The sequence below is a fragment of the Hydrogenophaga luteola genome, assembly GCF_042648585.1.
Classification (GTDB): Bacteria; Pseudomonadota; Gammaproteobacteria; order Burkholderiales; family Burkholderiaceae_C; genus Hydrogenophaga; species Hydrogenophaga luteola.
In genome coordinates this window covers 798,348-820,048 of record NZ_JBHRXX010000005.1, presented here as the reverse complement: position 1 = coordinate 820,048, position 21,701 = coordinate 798,348, and the positions used below count along the sequence as shown (strand labels likewise).

Genomic DNA, 21,701 nt, shown 5'->3' with positions numbered 1-21,701 from the left:
GAGCTACCGACAACCAAGGGACTGTCACCACCAGCGCCCCGGTGAGCGTCACAGTTGTCAATACGCCCCCCACAGTCAGTTTGACCGCGCCAACCGAAGGAGCGAGTTTCACAAGCCCGGCGACCGTGGCCCTTGCAGCGACAGCCGCAGACTCCGATGGCGCCATCGCAAGCGTCAGGTTCTACAGAGGCACGACGCTGTTGGCCACGGACACCACGGCGCCTTACAGCTACAGCTGGACCAACGCAGCGCCGGGCACGTACAGCATCACCGCTCAGGCCACCGACAACTTGGGGGTCGTCACCACCAGCGCCCCGGTGAGTGTCACCGTTGTCAATACGCCACCCACAGTCAGCCTGACCTCGCCCGTCGCTGGAACCATTTTTACCGCTCATTCCACGGTGGCCATTGCAGCCAACGCGGTGGATGCCAATGGAACTGTCACTCAAGTGCAGTTCTTTAACGGCACGACCCTGCTGGGTACCGACACGACGGCCCCGTACAGCTACAGCTGGACAAACGTCGCCGCAGGCACCTACATCGTCACTGCGCAGGCGACCGACAACCAAGGTGCAGTCGCTACCAGTGGCGGGGTATCAATTCAAGTTGGTTCTGGATCAGGAGATGGTCCCAAGCTAAGTCTGACCGCTCAAGGCGGTACTTTAAGTTTTCACGAGTCAGTTGGGCTCAAGACCTTAGGGGTCATGTTTGAAATAGGTGTGCTTGACGCAAGTGTTCAGAATATTCAACAGGTCGAGGTATTGAAGAATGGCTCGCTGCAGGGCGTTGCCACGCGTCCGTATTCGTTACTAAACCGTTGGGACTATCGATGGGCTGATGTTCGGCCGCCGGGAAGTTATGTCTTTATCGCTCGAGGAACGGATTCTGAAGGCCGGATTTTCTACAGCGCACCTGTGACCATCACGGTATTGCCAGCTGTTGAGGTTGATTTTAAGCTGCGGCTTCCTGCCAATCTTGCTGCCAGTGGTCAACCGATGGTATCCAATGCCGGTGCTCCAATTGCATTTGCGATTGAAGCCTATCCAGGGGATGATCGGATTTCAAGCGTTCTGCTGGAGCTTAATGATCAACCAATGGGGAGCATGCGGAAAGATGCTGCACCATTGGCCAATGGTGCGGGCATGTGGCGGTTTGATTGGGCCTCGCCAGCAGCAGGTTCCTATCAGGTTCATGCGTCTTTCACGAAAAGCAATGGTGTGGTTGAGCGGTATTGGCTTGGTCGCATCAATGTGTTTGCCCCTTCATCGGTACCGGAGATACAGTTCATTTCGCCTGAATCAGGCAATGTGTCCAGTGCTGTAAATCTTCCCATTGTGTTTGAGCTACAGGGTACCGCTGCAGCTCAAATTCAAGGCAACACTACTCTGATCATTGATGGATCTGTTTATTCGGGAAATGTTCCGTGTCGGGGGAAGTTGTATCCGGAAGATCGAGTGCGCCTGTGCAGTGTCGATTACCGCATGCCTGCTGTTGGTGCTCACTCCCTTGAGGTGACAGCCAATTACTTTGATGTGATTGAAGGCGTCGTCAAGACCTTGCAGAAGACGCTGAGCATCAATGTCGTTCAGGCGCCGACCCCTTTGGAGATTTCGTCACCTTCTTTCGGAAGTCGCCATTTCGCGGGCACCGTGGTTCCTGTCACAGTGCGGGCTCCTGCGGGGCAATCGTTCAGTCGTGTGGAGATTTTCAACAAGGGCAGGACGAAGCTGGGCGATGCAGTGCAGCTGGCTCCGGGGTCACCGGATTGGCAGCTCAATTGGCGCGCGCCTGCACGGGGAGAATTCGTACTGGTGGCTATTGCAACCGATTCACAGGGCGCTACTCTTGTCTCTGCTCCGGTCGGTGTCATTGTCGATTCTCAATACGGAGGGTTGATCTCTGACTTAACGCTTGATGTTCAGCCTGGAGATTATTCTCAAGGGTACTACTCTCGCCAGGCTTTCGTTCGATTTCAGATTCAGACTGGCTACGGATCGGAAGCTCCTTCCAGCGTTCGCTACTTTGCGGACGGAGTATTGATTGGATCTGTCATCCCGACAGACGGGTACATTCCGCCCTTCGAGTGGACGCTTCCGAGCGCAAGCAACCCTCCGATGGTTTGGGTAGAGGCCACTGATTCTTCTGGGTTTGTGCATTTTTCTGCTTTCTCAGAGTTGCCTCGGCAGTGGCTTGGTCTTTCGTGGCCTGTTCGCATTGTCCAGCCGACGGGTACGCAAGGTCGTCCCCCGGGCATGCTTGATGTTGTGCTCGATATTTCAGAAGAGCTGGGAAGGGTTGTTCGAACTTCCGTCGGCCTTAGGCATGCCGATTATTGGAGTCAGAGTCAAAATTATTCGGTCACTTTTCCAGGCAAAAACACGCTGACGGAAATTCCATTGACGCCCGGTTCGGGTCCGTGGCTTTTGGGTGCTGGCGTGGAGACAGAGTACGGTGACTCATATTCTGCTATGGAGGATGTGAGAGTCAGCGTTGCATACCCCTACGCCAGATGGCTTTTGCCTGCCAACTACAGTGCCTTCGCGGTTGGACAGTCTGTGGATATGCAATGGCAATTGGAGAACTGCAACCGCTGTACGGTTGAGAGTGTCAATTATCTTAGCGAGCATGTGGATGGGTATGAGTACCTGATCGCTCCCGACCTTGTGTCCGGCGACCCGTTTCGGGCAACTTGGAACAATCCCTCCATCGGCAGGCATATCCTCAAGGTGCGCCCTACGGTCATGGGGCGTCCGGTGCTTCCGTTGGGTGAGAGCCCAACCATCAGCGTTGCCAACAACCCTCCGAGTGTGAGCATCACCTCTCCTGTTGCAGGAGCCACTTTTGCACCGGGAAGTACGCTGTCTATCGCTGCTACCGCTGTTGATCCAGACGGGGGGGGCAGAATCGCCAATGTGAGCTTCTTTGCCAGCGGCCGCCTGCTCGGTACACGCTCCATCGCGCCCTATGTTTTCAACTGGTTCAACGCACCAGAAGGTAGCCATGTGTTGACGGCGGTGGCTACCGACGAGCTCGGTGCCTCCGGTACCAGTGCCCCTGTGGCCGTTGCCATTGTGGGCAACCCCCGCGAGTCCATCACCTACATCCACACCGACATCAGCGGCAGTCCGCTCGTGGGCACCAACGCCGCGGGCAATGTCTTGTGGAAAGAGAACTACAGCGCTTTCGGCTCAAGACAGATGCAGTTGCCCGGCACCGAAGGGCAGCGCCAGTGGTTCCACGGCAAGGAAGTGGATGCGGAGACCGGGCTGCAGAACTTCGGCGCGCGCCACTACGACGCCGTGCTCGGGCGTTTCATCAGCATCGACCCGGTGGGCTTCCAGGAAGACAACCTGCACAGCTTCAACCGCTATGCGTATGGGAACAACAATCCGGTGAGGTATCTGGATCCGGATGGGATGGAGCCGGTTGCAAATGCTGTGAGTTTTTACAATCCCAATGACGTTCGGGGAGGCTTCACGAGCGATGGCAACAGCTTGGTGTATCACCCTAACGGGTATAACCCGAGTGAGGCATCGCGCCTTTTGGTGTTGGGCGGGTTTGAAATTGCGTCAACGGTCAGTGGGATTTCTTCGATAACAAAGTCAGTCCAGGTTGCAAAGGGGGCATTTGCTACGGAAGCAAAGCTGCTGAGCCACTTCAAGAGTCACGGGTCTGAGTTTGGCGCAAAGAATGCGGGTGAGTACCTGCAGGTGGGGCGCAACATCATGCAGAACGGAACGAAGGTGCAGTATCTGTACAAGGGAGAGGCCAGAACTGGGTACGTCCAGTTCATGGGCAACACAAGCAAAGGCAACGCAAAATTTGGCTTTGTTGGGACGAATGCCGATGGGGCCATCACCACAATCCACACCGAAAGCGGGAAGAGTTTTTGGAAGATGCTGAATGGCAACTCTTCTGTTCGGACTATTACACCAGCGCCATGATTTACCAAGCACGTGTCCTTGCACTGAGCGATGATGTTGAGGAGGAAGTGAATCTCCAGATCAACGATGTGCGGCTTAACTGTTTTGCAGGTGTTTGCCCTTATCCAATTCAAGAAGGCGGAACCTATCCCGTTTGCTTGGAATTGGTTGTCTTTGATGACTACGAGGTGGCGGAGTCATCTGGTAATGCGCTCCCGGCCTTCTCAAAAATGGGGAATAGCTTTGGCTATCTTGTTCATGGAAGGCTCAATGGCACATGCTTGGAGGCGGGCGGCTTGGTCTTTGAAGACGAAGTACTGCAAAGGGACTTCGGATACCTTGATGGAAGATGTGTCACCATGAAAGTAGACCGCATAGATGTCGAGTTTTTGACCCGGTGACCTGCTCCCCTGTAGACGTACCAATCGGAAGTGGAAGCTCGGACTCGACTTTCGATGGTCCATCTAAAACCGCTCCGATTTGTTCCCGTTCGGCCCGATTCTTGAGAGGTAAGAAGTTGAATTGCATCTTCGAATACTGATGGCAGTCAATGCGTGTATCTGTGTGGTAGCGTCAGACTGAGTTTTAAAAGGGGGGGTCATGAATTTTCAGAAAAAGGTGGTTTGGAAAATGACGGCGGCGTTTCGCCCTTGTGTCCGCAGTATTTGGTTAGTAGCGTTGTCGATGCTGGTGACACAATGGGCTGTTGCACAAAACGACACCTCCAGCCTGCCCAGCATTCCGGACGCCTTTCAGGAGGGTGGCATCTCCCGGGTGAAAAGCTACGAAAGCCAGTCGCACAATGAAGTGATCGACACCTTCACCGGCAAGCTGCAGTACCACTTCACGGATCTGGTCATTCCTGGCAACGGTGGCATGGATCTGGCCATCCGGCGCAGTTACAACAGCATCGATGACCCGCTGGTGACTTTCACACCGTGGAATACATTTGAGCAAAATCCTCTCGGGCTGGGGTGGACGATGCACATGGGGCGGGTGTTGCGCGGTGCCGCGCAAGGCATCTGCTCCAGTTCCTGGGCAACCTCCAGCAACAACCCGGTGCTGGAACTGCCGGACGGGCAGCGCCAGGTGCTGTACGAGCGCGGTGACGGCACCTGGTGGACCAAGGACTTCTGGCGAGCCTCCTGCCCCAATGGCTTTCCTGTGGTGCAGTCCCCCGACGGAACGAGTTATGAGATGTCCGCGCAGGGGGGCATCTTTGGCGAAACGGGCAAGCAACAGATCGCCTACTACGCAGGGCGCATCGTGGACCGCAACGGCAACTGGTTCAACCTGACCTACCAGTTTCTGCCCAACGGGGTGTATGCCTTGCAGCAGATCACCACCAACGATGGCCGTGGGGTCACTTTTGCCTACAACGGTTCCAGCCTTTCCACCATCACCGACAACACGGGCCGAGTCTGGCGGTACACGGTGACCGCCGGGGTCGGGGGGCACAACTACCTGGATCAGGTCCAGCGGCCCGATGGGCGTTCATGGAGATACGCCTACCAAGCGGCGTCGCCGGGCACTGGCTCAATGCGCAGAATTGAATATCCCACTGGGGGCAGCATCGACTATGAGTATGGTCATGTGAACTTCCTGATCGGTATCTTGATTGGCACCGCCAATGGCAGGGAAAGCACTGTGGTGGTGCGTAAAACGGCCGCCACCAACACGCCGGATGGTTCGAACGGTGTGTGGACGTTTTCGTACACGGTGGCTTCCCAGGCTTTGCCGTATGAGATGACCAACCATTGCGTCTATTACCAATACTCCATCCCCCCCAATCCCAATCAAGTCAACACCACCACGGTGCTGGATCCACTTGGCCACACCACCAAACACTACCATCTGGGAGTCCACTCGGCGAGGGACTATCCCATCCACGTGGGCCGCAAGATCGGGCGTGAAGTGGTGGGCCATGAACGGGAGATGTTTACCTATCGCGACGTTCGCATTTCAGGACAAACCGATGTTCCGGCCTTGTATCTTTCGCCCTTGCCGCGTGGGGTTGAAGCGCCGGTGCTAGAGATACATTTCCGTAAACGGTTGGATGAAAGAAGCACTGAGGATGAAATATACGAGGTTGCAAGATTGGATTTGGATGGTTTCGGAAACCCGGCCATCGTCGTTGAAAATGCAATTGGTGGTGGATTGACCCACACCAGGCAGCGGAATCTGACCTATGCCATTGATCGGAGCAAATGGTTGCTTCGGAATGTGGCGTCCGAGGTGGTCAGCATCGGTGGGCCAAACAACACCATTGCTGAAAGCTATTCGATTGCGCGTACTTTTGATGGGTCCGGGAATATGCGAACCCAGACAGACGCCGGCGTGCAAACCAGCTTCACCTATCATCCGACTGGCGATGTGGCTTCCACCACCGACCCCAACGGCAATGTGACGAGCTTCAGCAACTACAAGCGGGGTGTGGCGCAGACTGAGAGTCAACCAGAAGGTGTGTCGATCACACGCACGGTGGACGATGCCGGGAACGTGGCTTCGGAAACCAACGGGAGAGGTTTCACCACACATTTTTCGTACGACGCCTTGGGGCGCGTCACTCGGATCGACAAGCTGGCCTCGAACAGCGTCACCGTTGAGTATGGAGACAACACGAAAACCGCGTCGCGTGGGGGCATGACGGAGGTGTTGACCACCGACGGATTGGGGCGCCCTGTCAGGCGACTCGTCACGGGAAGTGCAGGAGAGTCCATTGCGGTGGACTATGGTCACGACGCGCTGGGACGGAAAGTCTTCGAGTCCTATCCCAACAGTTCAAAGGGCACAGGGACTAAGTACGATGCCTTGGGAAGAGTTATTGGTCTGCTTCATGCGTCATCCCCTGATCTCTTGAATTCAGAAGCCGATGAGGGTGTCACGTACTCTGGCTTGATGGAGTACCGCACAGATGCCAACAGGAACGTACATGTTCTCAGGTATCGGATGTTTGGGATTTCTGAGCAGAAAGAGCTTATTGGGAAAGTGGTTCGTTCGCCTGTGGGAGACACATTACTCAGCGCGACCATTGCGAGAAACGCAAAAGGCCAAATGGTCAGGGCCACCATGGGGGGGCTGACCAGGGAGTACGGTTATGACTCACGGTATTACCTGACATCCATTTCAGAACCAGAGGTGGGCTCAGCTTCAGGTGAGTCGGGTGCATTGCGGCCAACGATTTTCGGGCGCGATGCCAATGGGAACATGATCTCCAGGCAGGTGGGTACACAACCGGCTGTGACATTCACCTACGACGGAAGAAATCGTGTGAGGACCATAGGCTATCCAGCCTCAGAGAACCCCGCGGTGCCTCGTGCTGCAGACGTGGTGAATACCTACAACAGAAATGACCAGATTGAGTCCGTGGTGGCGGGGGATGTGTCGAGGACATACGAATACGACAACGAGGACCGATTGGTGAGGGAGTCGATGACGGTTGATGGCAGGGAGTTCGCCATTGCATACGGCTACAACGAGAACGATGCACTGACCCGGATCACCTATCCCTCGGGGCGTGAGGTTTCTTATCAACCAGATTCCCTGGGTCGGGCGGGCGCCGTCCTCCCATACGCTACCCAGGTTACTTACCACGCCAGTGGGGTCCCGGAAGCGGTTCACTATGCCAATGGAACCGTCGCGTCAACGACGCTCAATAACAGACAGTTCCCTTCTCGTTTGCGTCTTTCCAGATCGACCGGGTCTGACGTTTCTGACAGTTCGTTTTCATATGACGGCCTTGGCAACCTGAAAAGCATTCTTGATTCGATCGATCCTGCCTATTCGAGAAGCTATGTGTATGACAGCGCATCCCGAATTGAGCGCGAGCAACTTTCTACTGGTGTGGTCAAGGAATTTAAATACAGCAGTCGCGGTGATTTGACGGAAGTCAGGAGTGCGGCGAATTCGACGGACTCAATCGAGTTTCTGTTTGAAGATTCGACTGGTCGGATGACTTCGGTCAGAACTGCCGGCAACGCGATTCGCAGCTTGAGCTACGATCAGTCTGGAAACATGATTGGAGGGTGGGGGCGTCCCCTGGGGTTTGATCGTTCCAACCGAATCCGTTGTGTGGATTGCGGTGTGGCCGGGCAACAGGTTGACTATCTTTATGATGGGATTGGAAGCCGGGTGAAGTCGGTCGTTGGTGGGCAGACAACCTATTCTGTGTATGCGAAATCCGGAAACCTGCTGGTTCGAGAGACGCCTGGGCAGCAACGGAGGGAATATGTCTATCTGGGGCGTAGACAAGTTGCCGAGCACATGCTGCGACTGGACTGAGTTATGCGGCTTTTGAGGGTTTGACCTATTGCCTTTGATGCCAGCGCTCGGGTTCGCGTCCGGGGGCCGTGTGTGCAGTTGGACCGATGGTCATGCGATGCAAGAGTTGCATACACGGACAAGCTGAGCCGCTCCGCATAAACTGGACACTGTTCGGTGTTGTTCGACTCAACGGTGTCCCGGCTCTTGCGTTGAGTTCGACCATTTCCTCCTCTAAAGACACCCATTGATGTTGCAATGCACCTGCTGAAACCATCCGACATACCGGATGGTTTTTCGGCCTCCGAAGCCAAGGGTCGTGGGTTCGATCCCCGCCAGCCGCGCCACCTCCATGACTTGCGTGGGTTCTTCATGACCCGCGGCCCGATGAGTGGCCTTCCCACATGAGCCAGCTCAGTTTCGAATTCGAGCCGCCGCAGGGGCGCAACGCCCCGCCCGCCGTGGCCGACGCGGCCCGGCTGCTCACCCCCGAAGACATGGCCCGGCAGCTGGAGCAGCACCCCGACTTCAAGGTGCTGCGCCGTCTGGTGCCGGTGCTGGACCACGGACCGCTTGATCCAGCGGGAATCGACGCCGCTGCGCACGCCACTGTGCGAGTGCTCGTCCTTGACACCGAAACCACCGGCCTGTCGCACGCCAGCGACCGGATCATCGAACTGGCCCTGCTGCTGGTGCAGGTGGACGCAGCCACCGGCCGGCCCTTTGGTCCGGTGGAGACCTTCGAGGGTTTTGAAGATCCGGGCATGCCCATTCCGGAGGTGGCAAAACAGGTCACGGGCATCGACGACGACATGGTGCGCGGCCAGCGCCTGGACGACGACCGCGTGCAGGCACTGATCGACAGCGCCGACCTGGTGATCGCCCACAACGCCGGTTTCGACCGGCCCTTTGTCGAGGCCCGCTTTCCGGGTTTTGCCCACAAGCCCTGGGCCTGCTCATTCGCCGACATCGACTGGAAGGCGCTGGGCGCCGAATCGGCCAAGCTCAGCGCGCTGGCGCAGGACCGGGGCTGGTTTTACGACGCGCACCGGGCCCTGGTGGACTGCCACGCGCTGCTGCAGGTGCTTGCCAGCCCGCAGGCCGATGGTGGCGGCACGGGACTGGGTCGTCTGATCGCTGCCGCCGGGCAACCGAGCTACCGGCTGCGGGCCGTGGCTGCACCGTTCGAGAGCAAGGATCTGCTCAAGGCCCGCAACTACCGCTGGGACGCGGCGGCGCGGGTGTGGTCTTGTACCTTGCGGAGCGACGAGGCGCTGGAGGCGGAACAGTCGTGGCTGCAGGCGGAAGTCTATGGGTCGAGGCGTGCGAAGGCGGAGGTGGAGGTGCTGGACGCGCTGACGCGCTACTCGCTGCGACCTGGGCGGTTGGAGAGCCGCACGCTCTTGAGCGGCTGACAACCAGACCAACCAATCATTTCCGGCAGGCAACAGGCCGGGGTCGTGTAGGGAAATCTCGCTGCGCGCTGGGCCGAATTCGTGACACCATCGTTGGGTGTTATTCCTCACTTGCACCAGCGCATTTCTGCGCGCGGCAGCCGTCCATGCGCTTTGAACGATTCGATTTGAACCTGCTGGTCATCCTGGACACCCTGCTGGAGGAGCGAAACGTCACCAAGGCCAGCGAACGGCTGCACATTGGCCAGTCCGGTGCCAGCGCGGCGCTCAAGCGCCTGCGGGAACACTTTGGCGATGAGTTGCTGGTGCCGGTCGGACGGCGGATGACGCTGACCCCGCTGGCGCAGACCCTGGTCGAGCCCGTGCGCGAGGCCCTCCTGCAGGTGCGCGCAGCGCTCTCACGCCGGCCGGCGTTCGACCCACAGACCGAACACCGAAGGTTCACGCTGTGTGCCTCGGACTACGTGACCACGGTGCTCATGGCGGACGTGATTCGGCACATCGCCGAACAGGCGCCCCATGTGTCGATCGAGTTGCGCAGACCTCCCAGGGACTTCGCCGAGGTGTTCGATCGTGGGGAGCTTGACCTGATCGTGATGCCGGAGCCGTATCTGACCCAGTTCACCCATCCCAGCACACCGCTGTTCAGGGACACCCATGTCTGCCTGGTGTGGTCCGGTCATCCCTCGGTGGGTGAGTCGCTCACGTTCGAACAGTACATGGCGCTGGGGCATGTGGTCGTGCGACTGGGGGAGGACGCCAGAGCCGTGATGTTCGAGGAGTGGTTCCAGCCTCGCTATGGCCGACAGCGCCGCATCGAATGCTCGGTCGACAACTTCAGCACGTTGCCGCTGCTGGTGGTGGGAACCCAGCGCGTGGCCACTTTGCACCGGCGGCTGGCGGAGCACGCGGTGCGGCACCTGCCGCTGCGCATGCTGGAGGTGCCGGTGGATGTTCCTCCGCTGGTCGAGACCATGGCCTGGCCGCGCCACCTGCAGAACGACCCTGCGCACGCGTGGTTGCGTGAACAGGTTCAGATGGTGGCCGCGCGGCTGGACCACCGCTCAATCCCGGACGGTTCCTTCACGGGCTGAGCTGGCTTCACGGGCTGAGCTGGCGCGCCCGGGTCAGCCGGGTTGCAGTCCCGCCGATGTGACACCCGCCATGCAGATTTCCTCGTCTTCGTCGCCGGTCCCACCGCTGGCGCCGACCGCACCGAGCACTGCACCGTTGTCGTCCTTGATCAGCACCGCGCCGGTTTGCGGGATGAATTTGCCCTGGCCGGTGGCAGCCAAGGCACCGAAGAAGGCGGGCATGTCGGTCGCGCGCTTGGTGAGCACGCGGGAAGAGGCGCCCATGGCCACGGCCGCCCAGGCCTTGCCAGTGGCGATGTCCACACGGAACATGCTGGCACCGTCCTGCCGCTGAGCCGCCTTGAGGTGACCGCTGTCGTCCAGAACGACCACGGCCATCGGCCGGTAGCCTTTCTGCGCAGAGAGTGCCAGTGCGGCGTGAATGATCTGGTTGGTCTGGTTCAGGGTCAGGGGCATGGTGCGTGCTCGTTGGTCAGGTAGAAAAAGGCGGTGTCATTCGGGCAGGACGCCGATCTCCTTGGCGAGCGCGCCCCAGCGGGCATGCTCCTCCTGCAGGAAGGTCCCGAGTTGGTCCGGCGACCAGCCCGGCACGGCGACAGGGCCCAGCGCCGCCATGCGCTGAACCACGTCGGTGTCGCTCAGGACCACGTTCAGGTCCTTGCCCACCCGTTCGATGACCGGTCGGGGCGTGCCTGCGGGCGCCACCAGCGCAAACCAGCCCACCAGATCAAGCCCCGGGTACTGGCTGGCCAGCATGGGGACCGATTCGAAACCGGGGACCGGCTGGGGAGAGGTGACCGCAAGCATGCGCAGCCGTCCCTGCTTCACCAGCGCTGCGGTGGACGCCACATCGGCCACGATGGCCTGCACATGGCCACCCAGCAGGTCCTGAACGGACGCGCCGTTGGAGGCGTACGAGACCAGGTTGGCGCCGGCCTTGGAGCGCGCGTTGAAAAGCCGGGCGATCATGCCGCCGAAGGTGCGGGCGCCTTCGTTGCCCAGGGTGTACTGACCGCCCATGTCCCTGGAGCGGGCCACCAGTTCATCGACCGTGCGCACCGGTGAATCCGACCTCACCAGAATCGCGAACGGACTGCGTGCGACGAAGGTCACTGGCACAAAGTCCTTCTGCGGGTCGTAGGGCAGCTGCTTGAACAGGTAGCTGTTGGTGACCAGCGCAGCGGTGGTGGCGAAGTAGAAGTTGTGCCCGTCGGCGGGCGCCTTGGCGGCGGCCTGCGCACCGATGGTGTTCTGACCGCCCGGCTTGTTGTCGATGACGACGGACTGTCCCCATTGTTTGCCCAGGCGTTCGCCCAGCAGTCTCGCCACGTTGTCGGGGCCCGATCCCGCCGGCTGCGACAGGATGAACTTCACGGGTTTGTCGGGCCAGGGGCTTTGTGCCCACGCCGCCGGCGTGGCGAGCAGGACCATCAATGAGGCGAGGAAGGTTCTTTTCAGCATGGTGTTTGTCTCCGAGTCGTTGTTCAGTCATTCCAGGCAAAGGGGGATGGTCAGAAAGCGCTATGTCAGTCGTGCCCTCCATTCGTTCAGCAGGCTGTCGAGTTGCGCTGCGTCTTTCGCGGCGCCGAAGACGCAGTGGTCGGGCCGCACCAGAACGGCTGCGCACTGGTGACGCTGCATCCAGTCCTGGAGCACGCCCTCGGTTTCCTTCAGGCCGTCGTCCACGCGGATGAGCGTGAGTCCATGGTGAGCGGCCGGCGGAGGCACATCGGCCCGCAGCGCAAGGCGCCAGCCGGTGCCGGTGATGTGATCGAGCAGCACCGGCTGCCCGTCGCGCAACACCCGGGGCTGCGGAAACAGCGTGCCGACCACCGGGTGAGGCGTGCCCGACAGCAGGCCGCCAGCGAGTGGGGGGATCACGTCCTGGCGCGGGGTGTCCTTGACCATGCCGCCGGCATCGGCCAGCAGCTTCGCGTCGCGCTGTCGCGCCCGCTCCAGGTCGCGTTCGCAGATCACAGCGCCGATGCCTTTGATGCGTGAGGTCAGTTCCCTCACATGGGCCTTGCGTTCTTCGCCGTAGCTGTCCAGCAGCGCTTCAGCGGCCTGACCTTTCACATCGCCCCGGAGCACCGCGGCCAGCTTCCAGCAGAGGTTGGCCACATCGCGCACGCCCTGGCACATGCCCTGTCCCAGGAAGGGGGGTTGCTGGTGCGCAGCGTCCCCGGCAACGAACACGCGCCCCACGCGCCAGCGCTCGGCGACCAGCGCGTGAAAGCGGTAGCTTGCCTGGCGCCACAGCTCGCCGTCCTGCGGACCGATCCAGGGCGCGAGCAGCCGCCAGGTGCCCTCTGGGGTGGCGACCTCCCTGGGGTCCTCGCCCGGTTTGAGCGAGATCTCCCAGCGCCGGTGGTTGTGGGGGCCGATGACCAGAGACGTGGGACGCTCGGGGTTGCAGTACTGGACACTGGTCGTGGGCAACTTCTTGAGCCCAGACTCGTTGACGAGCACATCGACCACCAGCCAGGGTTCGTCGAACACCAGGTCTTCCAGGGCGATGTCGACCAGCCGGCGCACCGTGCTGGAGGCGCCGTCGCAGCCAATGACACAGCGGGCACGAACGCCCGCGGACGAGCCATCCTCCCGCTGAAGCTGCAGCGTGACACCGTCGCTGTCCTGCGCGAGGTCGTTCACCTCCACGCCCAGCTCCACGACGACGTTGGACAGGCTGGCCACTCGCTCGCGCAGCGCGGCCTCCACCGGAGGCTGTGTGAACACGTTCGACGGCGTGTAGCCCAGCGGATAGGGTGGGTCGATCATGGTCATGCGCTTGATGAGCTGGCCGTCCACGCCGTAGTACTCGGAGGGCGTGAAGGGCTCCACGTGCGGCATGACCGCGTCCACCACGCCGATCTGCTGGAACACGCGCAGGATCTCGTGGTCCAGCGCGATGGCGCGTGGCTTGTCGTACACCCCGTGCAGCCGGTCGCCCACCCACACACGCAGCCCCATGCCGCCGAGCAGGGCCGCAGCCACCGCACCCGTCGGGCCGAAGCCCACCAGCGCGACGTCGTACACGTCGCGTTGCTCCATTGCGCCCGCCATGTCAGACCTCGTCGACGATGGGGTTGGTCAGGGTGCCTAGGCTGTCGATCTCCACCTCGAACACGTCACCAGCCTTCATCCACACCGGCGGTGTCCGGCTCTGACCCACCCCGGCCGGGGTGCCCATCACGATCACGTCGCCGGGCTCCAGCGTCAGGCACTCGGTCAGCAGGGCAATGGTCTCGGCCACGCCCCAGATCATGTCGCGCGTGTTCGCGTCCTGCATGACACGCCCGTTCAACCGGCCCTGGATGTGCAGGCCTTCGGCGCCGGGCGGCAGCTCGTCGGCCGTCACCAGCATGGGGCCGAAGCCGCCCGTGGCGTCGAAGTTCTTGCCAATGGTCCACTGTGGCGTGCGCTTCTGGTAGTCGCGCACGGAGACGTCGTTGAAGCAAGCGTAGCCGAACACCAGGTCGAGCGCCTTGTCTTTGGGAACATGTTTGCCGCGGCGACCGATCACCACCGCCAGCTCGGCTTCGTAGTCCAGCTTCTCGGACACGCGCGGCTTCAGGGCGGGGGCGCCGTGGGCGAGCAGCGAGCTGGCACCGCGGAAGAAAAACCAGGGGTATTCCGGCTTCTCTCGCCCACCTTCTTTGGCGTGGTCGAAATAGTTCAGACCCAGGCAAACGATCTTGCCCGGTTCGGGCACCAGCGGCGCCAGCGTGAGCGAGGCCAGGGGCATGCGGGGTGCGGACGATGCGAGGATCGCCGGGGCCAGCGCGATCAGGTCGTGACCGGCCAGCAGCGCCTGGCGCAGGTCGCTGGGCACCTGGGGCTGTGCGTCCTGCACATCGATGACGGATGCGCCGTCGATCAGGCCGAGCCGGGCTTGCCCGTCGCGAAGGTAGGTGGTGAGTTTCATGTCTGGTTCTCCTGGATGAAATGAATGCTGCGCTGGGCCTGCTTCAGGCTTGCACTGGGGGGCGCCGAGATGCCCCACCGGTCGATCCGGCCCGGCGGCCAGACCCAGTCGGACGGGCTGCCGACCCGGTAGCTGTCGTCGATCTGTTCGACCTCGGCGGTGTATTCGATGACCACGCCGTCGGGGCCGATGAAGTAGTTGAAGGCGTTGTTGCCGGGGCCGTGCCGGCCCGGACCCCACTCGATGGCGTAGCCGGCGTCCCGCATGCGGCCGCCGCCGCGCATCACCGAATCGATGTCCGGCATCAGGAAGGCGATGTGGTTGAGCGCGTTGTTGTCGGCGTCGCCCAGTGCGATGCTGTGGTGATCGCGGTTGACGTTCATGAAGGCCATGATCCGGGTGCGGTCGGACAACTGGCACCCGAGCGCTCGTTCGAAGAACGCCTGACTGGATGGCACATCACGGCTGTTCAGCACCACGTGGGCCAGGCGGATCGGGTGGTCTGTCTCCTCGCGCGCGTCGGTGTGGCGGGCGTCGCCGTGCACCACACGCAGCACGCGGCCGTCCGGGTCGCGCACCGTCACGCCCACGCCGCCTCCGGGTTCGTCCACCGGCGCAAAGGCTCGCAGCACCGTGCCGCCGGCGTCCACAGCGGCCTGGGCGATGTGTCGCAAAGCGTCTTCGCTGCGCGCGCGGAACGTCACGTCCCGCAGCCCGGCCTGCGCACCACGGTGCAGGGACAGCACATGGTGCGCGTCACCTGTGGCGCGCAGATAGACCGCGTCGTCGCGGGCTTCGACCACGTCCAGGCGCCAGACCTCGGTGTAGAAACGCGTGGCCTTGACCAGGTCGGGTGTGAACAGCGCCACGCTGCGCAAGGACTCGATGAAGGAGGTGTTCATGGGGTGTCTCTCAGACCGAGGAAGCGCTCGGCGTTGCGGTGGATCAGCGCCTGCGCCGTTTCGGTGTCGAAGCCGGCGGCTTCGATCCGTTGAACGGGATGGCGGTCGTGGAAGTTGAAGGGGTAGTCGGTGCCCACCATCAGTTGCGATGCGCCAAACACCTGAACCAGATGCGCCAGCGTGGGCGTGTCGAACACCAGGGTGTCGTAGTGCAGCCGCCTAGCCTGGTCGACGGGAGACGTTTCGATCGCTTCCTTCAGCTTGGGGAACACCTGCCAGCCTTGTTGCAGGCGGGGCAGCAGCGACGGCAGGGTGCCGCCGCCGTGGCTGAATGCCAGCCGCAGGCGGGGGTGGCGTTCGATCAGGTTGCTGGTGATGCAGGAGGCGGCCGCCAGTCCGACGTCGGTCGGGTAGGCCAGTACCTGCTGCAGCGGCGCCGGGCCGACGAGGCGGTCCATGCCGGCCGGCTTGATGGCGTGCACGAACACGGCGGCGCCCAGTGATTCGCAGGCGGCAAAGAACGGGTCGAAGCGGCGGTCGCCGATCACCACGCCGTTGATGTTGCTGCCGATCTCGACGCCGGCAAAACCGAGTGTCTGCACCACGTGGTGCAGTTCGGCGATGGCCAGGTCCAGGTCCTGCAGCGGCACCGCGCCCAGGCCCACCAGCCGCCGGCCCGAGCGCGCCACCATCTCGGCGATCTGTTCGTTCAGGTAACGCAACAGCAACTGCGCGTCGGGTGCCTCCATCCAGTAGGACAGCAACTCCGGCATCGGCGAGATGGCCTGGGTCGCCAGGCCCATGGCCTGCATGTCGTCCAGCCGTTTTGGCACGCTCCAGCATTTGTCCGACACGGTGCGGTAGACGCTGCCGGCGATCATCACGTGGCGGTGGCATTCGTGGGCGGGCGCCATGGACGGCCAACTGGCCGGCGCCACCTTGTTTTTCAGGTAGTGCGGCAGGTGCTCCGGCACGATGTGCGCGTGCACGTCGACGCCGCAGGAAGAGCAGGGTGAAAGGTGGCTCATGAGGCCGCGAAGTCTCCCGGGATGTTTGACATCCATCAAGGCGATTCCACAAATACCTAGAATCCATGGCATGGATTTGCGTGGTTTCGACCTCAACCTCCTGATCGTTTTCAGCGCCCTGGCGCAGCACCGCAGCGTGACCCGCGCGGGGGAGTCGATCGGGCTGAGCCAGCCGGCGATGAGCGCCGCCCTGGCCCGGTTGCGTCTGCTGCTGGGCGACCCGCTGTTTGTGAAGACCGGGGCCGAAATGCGGCCGACGCCACGTGCCGCGCAGCTGGTGGCGCCAGTGCGCCAGGCGCTGGAGATCGTCCAGGGCGAGGTGCTGCTGACCCAGGCGTTCGACCCGGCCACGTCGACCCGGACGTTCTGCATCCTCACCCCGGACATCGGCGAGAGCAACAACATCCCGCGCCTGCTCTCACTTCTGGCGGCGGAGGCACCCGGGGTGAACATCCGGGTGCTGTCCATGCCGCGCCACGCAGCCTACGAGGCCCTGGAGACTGGCGCGGTGGACCTGGCCGTGGGCTACTTTCCCGATCTGCAGCGGGAGGGGCTGTTTGTCCAGCGCCTGTTTCGCAACGATCACGTGTGCATGGTCAGGCGCGACCACCCGGTGATTGGTGAGCGGCTTTCGCTCAAGCAGTTCATGGCGGCCGACCATGCAACCGTGCGGCCCGAGGGACGCGAGCACGTGTTTGAGCAGTACCTGCAGGCCAGGGGCATTCACCGCCGCGTGCGGCTGGAAGTGGCCCACTTCATGAGTCTGTTGCCCATCATCTCCACCAGCGACCTGATCGCCACCGTGCCGCGCGACCTGGCGGACGTGTGTGTGCGCTACGGCCACATCCGCGTGCTCCCAACGCCACTGAAGGTGCCGGCCATCGAGATTCACCAGTTCTGGCACCGCCGGGTGCACAAGGACATTGCGCACCAGTGGCTGCGTGGCGCCTTTCGCAGGCTGTTTCCCGCGCACTCCGGGGAGTCGACCCCGGCGTAGCGCTGTCCTGCGCGACGGCCCGTGGCCGGCCATCACCAAGGGGTTTCCCTAGGTATTGCTTCGGTTGATGTAGATCATGACCAGAAACTGTTTTTTGATGTAGCTGCGCGTCCCTACAGTGCGCTCCCTGTTCATTCATCAGACCAGGAGACAGCGCTTTGCACGCTTCATTGACGCCAGAACGCATCGCACCGATGACCCCCGTGGGTGCTGCGCTCATGGTGAAAGTCAGCGCCGTCACGGACGAGGCGCAGGGCATCCGCAGCTTTGAGCTGGTCGATGCGAATGGCGGCTCTCTGCCCGCCTTCACTGCCGGAGCCCACATCGACGTGACGCCGCCCGGTGGTCCTGTGCGCCAGTACTCCCTGTGCAACAACCCGTCGGAGCGGCATCGCTACCTCATCGCGGTGCAGCGCGAGCCTGCCAGCCGGGGTGGATCGGCCTCCATGCACGAACGGGTGAAGACCGGCGACCTGCTGAGCATCAGTGCGCCCAGGAACCACTTCCCACTCGCGTCAGCGGGAGGCCGCAGCCTTCTGCTGGCCGCGGGGATCGGCGTCACGCCGGTCCTGTCCATGACCGAGCATCTGCACGCGGTCGGGGCCGAGTTCGAGATGCACTACTGCGCCCGCTCCAGGCAGCGGACCGCTTTCTTCCACCGCATCTCGACCGCACCCTACGCCACAAAGGTGCGCTTCCACTTCGACGACGGCGAGCCGGCCCAGCGGTTCGACGTGACCACACAACTGCAGGGGCCTCAGCCCGGCACGCACCTGTATGTGTGCGGTCCCAGCGGGTTCATGGACGCGGTGCTCGGCGCCGCGCGGGCGCGCGATTGGCCCGAATCGCATCTGCACCGCGAGTACTTCGGCGCGTCCGTCCAGCCATGCGGGCCCAACGGTGGGTTCGAGGTGGTCGCTGCCCGCCACGGGGCGATCGTCACCGTGCCGCCGGACAAGACCGTGTTGCAGGCACTGGCGGAAGCAGGCATCGAGGTGCCCTTTTCGTGTGAGCAAGGCGTCTGTGGCGCGTGCGTCACGCGTGTGATCGAAGGCATCCCCGAACACCGGGACATGTACCTCACGCCCGACGAGCAGGCGGCGAACGACCGGTTCACGCCGTGCTGCTCTCGCAGTGTGTCGGGTCGCCTGGTGCTGGATCTGTAGGTGGTCGCCGTTTGAAGAGCGGCCTTCTCGAATCGGATTTTCAAAGGAGACAACAGTGTCAAATCCCATCGGCGTCGGCGGCAAGGCCGCTTTGACGATTGGCCACATGGCCGGAATGATCGACATGGTGGCGCTGCCGCTGTGGATCGGCGGACTGATGCAGCACTACCGGTTCAGTCCGCAGCACGCGGGCATCACGGTGACGCTGTTCCTGCTCGGTGTGGTGATCGCCAGTGCGGTGCTCGCCCCCCTGTTCAACCGGATTCCACGGCGTCTCGTCACTGTGGCTGGCTTCACAGTCGCCGCTGTCTGTTTCCTGCTCATGGCCTTGCAGCCCATTGACGGTGCGAGCTTCGGCATGCTTGCGCCCTTGCACGCGATGGCCGGACTTGGGGCCGGGTGTGGGCTTTCGCTGGTGCACGGCGCCATCGGTCGCACCGACAACCCCCATCGGCTGTTCGGCATGGTCAATCTGGCCGTGGCGGTTCTGGGCATCGCGGTGTTCGCTGCCGTGCCCGGCATGGTGGTTCTGCACGGTGCCTCGGTGCTGTTTCTCGTGTTCGCCGCCGCGATGGGCCTGGGAGCCCTGGCGTGTCTGGTCGGGTTTCCTGACGTCGGTGATGCGGAGCAGCCGCTGTCTGCGGACGCCGGCCAAGGGCGCCGCAGCGGGTTGATCTGGATGCCGATCGCCGTGGTGATCTGCCTCACCTTGAACCAGTCGATGGTGTTTGCCTTTGTCGAGCGCATCGGTGCGGCGCGTGGCTTTGGCGCCGGCGACGTCCAGGCCGTGCTGGTGACGCTCGGCTTTGTCAACCTGCTGCCCGGTCCGCTGGCGGCCTGGATGCAGCACCGTGTTTCACCCCTGGCGGTGGGCCTTGCAGGGCCTGTCGGGCAGGCGCTGCTGGCGATCACCCTGTCGAGCGCTCTGGCGTTCCCACCGTACGCGTTGGCCGTGGTGCTGTACGTCTCCATGGTGATCTTCACTCACACCTTCCTGTTCGGCCTGCTCTCCCGGCTGGACCCCAGCGGCCGGGCCACCAGCGCGACGCCCGCGATGATGATGATGGGCTCGTGTCTGGGGCCGGCCGTGGGCGGCTTCATCGTGTCGGGTTTCGGCTACCAGGGCCTGGGCTGGGCGGCCGGCGCCGTGTCCTCGGTGGCGGTGGTGCTCATGCTGCGGCTGCGCGCGCAGCTGCGCGGGCACGCCGACGCCGACCAGGCCGCCTTCGCGTAAGGGGGGCCCCATGGACTACCTGATGAACTGCTGGTACGTCGCGGCCTGGGACCACGAAATCAGCGCCGAGCGACCGCTGGGCCGCGTGCTGCTGGATCAGCGCGTGGTGCTGTACCGCGGGGCCGGCGGATCGGTCCATGCGCTGGAGGACCGCTGCCCGCACCGTTTCGCCCCGTTGCACATGGGGACGGTGTGCGGCGAAGCGATCCGCTGTGCCTACCACGGCCTCGAATTCGGCACCGATGGCAAGTGCATGCACAACCCCCATGGCAACGGGTCGATTCCCTCCGCAGCAAGGGTGCGGGCCTACCCGGTGGTGGAGCGCGACAGCCTGGTGTGGATCTGGATGGGCGACAGCGAACGTGCCGACCCGAAGGACATCCCCCGCTTCGAGTCCATGGACCCGGCCACACACCATGTGGGCAAGGACTACCTGCTCGCCCGGGCGCACTACCAGCTCGAGGTGGACAACATCATGGACCTCAGCCACATCGACTACCTCCACCCGGGCACCTTGGGCGGCGGGACGGACAAGAACGCCGAGACGAGTGTGATTCAGGAGGGGCGCCGTGTGTGGTCGTACCGGCTGGCCCGCGACGAACGACTGTCGCCGGAGCTGGAGGCGCGCAACCGCCTGGATCCCGGCACCCGCGTCGACCGCTGGCTGGATGTGCGCTGGGACCCGCCGGGCGTGATGGAACTGCAGGTGGGTTTCGCGCCCGCCGGCACCCCCGAACCACGGACCCAGGGCAAGGTGCGGCTGTTCCAGCACATCTTCACACCGGAGACGCAGCGGACCACCCACTACTGGTTCGGTACCAGCGTGCCACACGCTGCTGGCCCCGAAGGGGCGCAGATCGTGGCCGAGATGGTGCGGTTTCTGCGACTGCCCTTCGAGACCGAAGACCTGCCCATGCTGGAGGCGCAGCAGCGTGTGATGGGCGATGCCGAATTCTGGGACCTCAAGCCCATCCTGCTGCCCGGAGACGCAGCCGCTGTGCGATCGCGCCGTGTGCTCGACCAGCTTGTTCAACAGGAGCGTCAGGCCGGTGGCGCTTCCAGGAGACCCACATGATCACTCTCTATGGCGACCTCCGGTCGCGCGCCCACCGCGTGGCGTGGATGCTCAAGGAGCTGGAAATGCCCTTCGAGCATGTGCCGACGCACTTTCTGGACGGCAGCACCCGCACGCCCGAGTACCTGCGCATCAACCCCAATGGCCGGGTGCCGGCCTTGAAGGATGGTGACCTGGTGTTGTTCGAGTCGTTGGCCATCAACCTGTACCTGGCGCGCAAGTACGGCGGGCCGCTGGCGCCGTCCGATCTGCGGGAGGACGCGCTGGCGACGCAATGGACCCTCTGGGTGCTGACCGAGATCGAAAAACCCCTGCTGCTGACCGCGGCCAACCTGTTCCTCTTCGCGGAGGGCGAGCGCAATGCGCAGGAGGCGGAGGCGATGAAGCGCAAGCTCGGTCGTCCGTTCAAGGTGCTCGACGCCCATCTGCGCGAGCAGCCGTTCCTGCTTGGTGACCGGTTCACGGTCGCCGATCTCAACGTCTCTTCCGTCATGACGCTGGTGCCGCTGTCGGGCATGACGCTGGACGAATGGCCCGCGCTGAACGCATGGCTGACCCAGTGCCTGGAGCGTCCCGCGGCGGCCGACTGGAAGCCGATCAGGTTCCGCATTCCGCGTCCGCCGACGCCGCTGGCGATGCTGGAGTCGTTCGTTTGATTTTTTCAACCAAGCCGGCGCTGGCC

At 62.5% G+C, this 21,701-nt stretch carries 16 protein-coding genes; 10 read left to right on the top strand and 6 right to left on the bottom strand.

Translation table 11 applies throughout. The annotated features are described in order from the left end of the window. Positions 1-200: 200 nt before the first annotated feature. The 5 genes from ACFOPI_RS13975 to ACFOPI_RS13955 all read left to right on the top strand — a co-directional run bounded on the left by ACFOPI_RS13975 (position 201) and on the right by ACFOPI_RS13955 (position 10,692). Entirely contained in the window at positions 201-3,944 is a 3,744-nt protein-coding gene (locus ACFOPI_RS13975; protein WP_382174759.1) for an Ig-like domain-containing protein, read from the top strand. Continuing rightward, positions 3,941-4,324, top strand: a complete 384-nt coding sequence (locus tag ACFOPI_RS13970; protein ID WP_382174758.1) for a hypothetical protein — start codon at positions 3,941-3,943, stop codon at positions 4,322-4,324. The genes ACFOPI_RS13975 and ACFOPI_RS13970 overlap by 4 nt, the downstream gene beginning before the upstream one ends. A gap of 199 nt (positions 4,325-4,523) precedes the next feature. Next, the gene (locus tag ACFOPI_RS13965) at positions 4,524-8,204 is read left to right on the top strand and encodes a DUF6531 domain-containing protein (RefSeq protein ID WP_382174756.1); all 3,681 of its coding nucleotides are present in this window, start codon (positions 4,524-4,526) and stop codon (positions 8,202-8,204) included. Between the two features lie 383 nt (positions 8,205-8,587). After that, positions 8,588-9,598, top strand: coding sequence for a 3'-5' exonuclease (locus ACFOPI_RS13960; protein ID WP_382174755.1), 1,011 nt, complete (start codon positions 8,588-8,590; stop codon positions 9,596-9,598). Between the two features lie 146 nt (positions 9,599-9,744). Beyond that, complete coding sequence (locus ACFOPI_RS13955) at positions 9,745-10,692, top strand: LysR family transcriptional regulator (RefSeq protein WP_382174754.1); 948 nt, start codon at positions 9,745-9,747, stop codon at positions 10,690-10,692. 33 nt (positions 10,693-10,725) lie between these two features. Here ACFOPI_RS13955 and ACFOPI_RS13950 read toward each other — a convergent pair whose 3' ends face one another. Genes ACFOPI_RS13950 through ACFOPI_RS13925 form a run of 6 tightly spaced genes read right to left on the bottom strand, consistent with a single transcriptional unit; the run spans position 10,726 to position 16,547 of the window. Beyond that, positions 10,726-11,148 carry a GlcG/HbpS family heme-binding protein gene (locus tag ACFOPI_RS13950; protein ID WP_382174752.1) on the bottom strand — a complete coding sequence of 141 codons (423 nt, stop codon included), beginning with the start codon at positions 11,146-11,148 and terminating at the stop codon, positions 10,726-10,728. A gap of 36 nt (positions 11,149-11,184) precedes the next feature. Continuing rightward, positions 11,185-12,153, bottom strand: a complete 969-nt coding sequence (locus tag ACFOPI_RS13945) for a Bug family tripartite tricarboxylate transporter substrate binding protein (protein WP_382174750.1) — start codon at positions 12,151-12,153, stop codon at positions 11,185-11,187. Between the two features lie 60 nt (positions 12,154-12,213). Next, a complete protein-coding gene (gene mhpA, locus ACFOPI_RS13940; RefSeq protein ID WP_382174749.1) occupies positions 12,214-13,755 on the bottom strand; it encodes a bifunctional 3-(3-hydroxy-phenyl)propionate/3-hydroxycinnamic acid hydroxylase MhpA in 1,542 nt (513 codons plus the stop codon). 1 nt (position 13,756) lies between these two features. After that, the gene (locus ACFOPI_RS13935) at positions 13,757-14,617 is read right to left on the bottom strand and encodes a fumarylacetoacetate hydrolase family protein (protein ID WP_382174747.1); all 861 of its coding nucleotides are present in this window, start codon (positions 14,615-14,617) and stop codon (positions 13,757-13,759) included. Continuing rightward, a complete protein-coding gene (locus ACFOPI_RS13930; protein ID WP_382174745.1) occupies positions 14,614-15,519 on the bottom strand; it encodes a VOC family protein in 906 nt (301 codons plus the stop codon). Before ACFOPI_RS13930 ends, ACFOPI_RS13935 begins: the two co-directional genes overlap by 4 nt. Beyond that, a complete protein-coding gene (locus tag ACFOPI_RS13925) occupies positions 15,516-16,547 on the bottom strand; it encodes an amidohydrolase family protein (protein WP_382174743.1) in 1,032 nt (343 codons plus the stop codon). Before ACFOPI_RS13925 ends, ACFOPI_RS13930 begins: the two co-directional genes overlap by 4 nt. 70 nt (positions 16,548-16,617) lie before the next feature. On the opposite strand from ACFOPI_RS13925, the gene ACFOPI_RS13920 reads away from it, so the two are divergent. The 5 genes from ACFOPI_RS13920 (at position 16,618) to ACFOPI_RS13900 (ending at position 21,675) form a co-directional block, all read left to right on the top strand. Further along, positions 16,618-17,544, top strand: a complete 927-nt coding sequence (locus tag ACFOPI_RS13920) for a LysR family transcriptional regulator (RefSeq protein ID WP_382174741.1) — start codon at positions 16,618-16,620, stop codon at positions 17,542-17,544. A gap of 194 nt (positions 17,545-17,738) precedes the next feature. Further along, on the top strand, positions 17,739-18,710 hold the full coding sequence (locus ACFOPI_RS13915) for a PDR/VanB family oxidoreductase (protein ID WP_382174960.1): 972 nt from the start codon (positions 17,739-17,741) through the stop codon (positions 18,708-18,710). A 55-nt stretch (positions 18,711-18,765) separates the two neighbouring features. Next, positions 18,766-19,944, top strand: coding sequence for an MFS transporter (locus tag ACFOPI_RS13910; protein ID WP_382174739.1), 1,179 nt, complete (start codon positions 18,766-18,768; stop codon positions 19,942-19,944). Positions 19,945-19,954: 10 nt separating this feature from the next. Beyond that, positions 19,955-21,019 carry a Rieske 2Fe-2S domain-containing protein gene (locus ACFOPI_RS13905; RefSeq protein WP_382174737.1) on the top strand — a complete coding sequence of 355 codons (1,065 nt, stop codon included), beginning with the start codon at positions 19,955-19,957 and terminating at the stop codon, positions 21,017-21,019. Further along, positions 21,016-21,675: a glutathione S-transferase family protein gene (locus tag ACFOPI_RS13900; protein WP_382174736.1), complete on the top strand. Its 660-nt coding sequence runs from the start codon at positions 21,016-21,018 to the stop codon at positions 21,673-21,675. The genes ACFOPI_RS13905 and ACFOPI_RS13900 overlap by 4 nt, the downstream gene beginning before the upstream one ends. Positions 21,676-21,701: the final 26 nt, after the last annotated feature.

Bases quoted from the DNA above. Each gene is read 5' to 3' on its own strand.
- ACFOPI_RS13900 (WP_382174736.1), top strand. From the start codon at position 21,016: ATGATCACTCTCTATGGCGACCTCCGGTCGCGCGCCCACCGCGTGGCG.
- ACFOPI_RS13960 (WP_382174755.1), top strand. From the start codon at position 8,588: ATGAGCCAGCTCAGTTTCGAATTCGAGCCGCCGCAGGGGCGCAACGCC.
- ACFOPI_RS13955 (WP_382174754.1), top strand. From the start codon at position 9,745: ATGCGCTTTGAACGATTCGATTTGAACCTGCTGGTCATCCTGGACACC.
- mhpA (WP_382174749.1), bottom strand. From the start codon at position 13,755: ATGGCGGGCGCAATGGAGCAACGCGACGTGTACGACGTCGCGCTGGTG.
- ACFOPI_RS13965 (WP_382174756.1), top strand. From the start codon at position 4,524: ATGAATTTTCAGAAAAAGGTGGTTTGGAAAATGACGGCGGCGTTTCGC.
- ACFOPI_RS13950 (WP_382174752.1), bottom strand. From the start codon at position 11,148: ATGCCCCTGACCCTGAACCAGACCAACCAGATCATTCACGCCGCACTG.
- ACFOPI_RS13925 (WP_382174743.1), bottom strand. From the start codon at position 16,547: ATGAGCCACCTTTCACCCTGCTCTTCCTGCGGCGTCGACGTGCACGCG.
- ACFOPI_RS13935 (WP_382174747.1), bottom strand. From the start codon at position 14,617: ATGAAACTCACCACCTACCTTCGCGACGGGCAAGCCCGGCTCGGCCTG.
- ACFOPI_RS13915 (WP_382174960.1), top strand. From the start codon at position 17,739: ATGACCCCCGTGGGTGCTGCGCTCATGGTGAAAGTCAGCGCCGTCACG.
- ACFOPI_RS13945 (WP_382174750.1), bottom strand. From the start codon at position 12,153: ATGCTGAAAAGAACCTTCCTCGCCTCATTGATGGTCCTGCTCGCCACG.
- ACFOPI_RS13905 (WP_382174737.1), top strand. From the start codon at position 19,955: ATGGACTACCTGATGAACTGCTGGTACGTCGCGGCCTGGGACCACGAA.
- ACFOPI_RS13970 (WP_382174758.1), top strand. From the start codon at position 3,941: ATGATTTACCAAGCACGTGTCCTTGCACTGAGCGATGATGTTGAGGAG.
- ACFOPI_RS13920 (WP_382174741.1), top strand. From the start codon at position 16,618: ATGGATTTGCGTGGTTTCGACCTCAACCTCCTGATCGTTTTCAGCGCC.
- ACFOPI_RS13930 (WP_382174745.1), bottom strand. From the start codon at position 15,519: ATGAACACCTCCTTCATCGAGTCCTTGCGCAGCGTGGCGCTGTTCACA.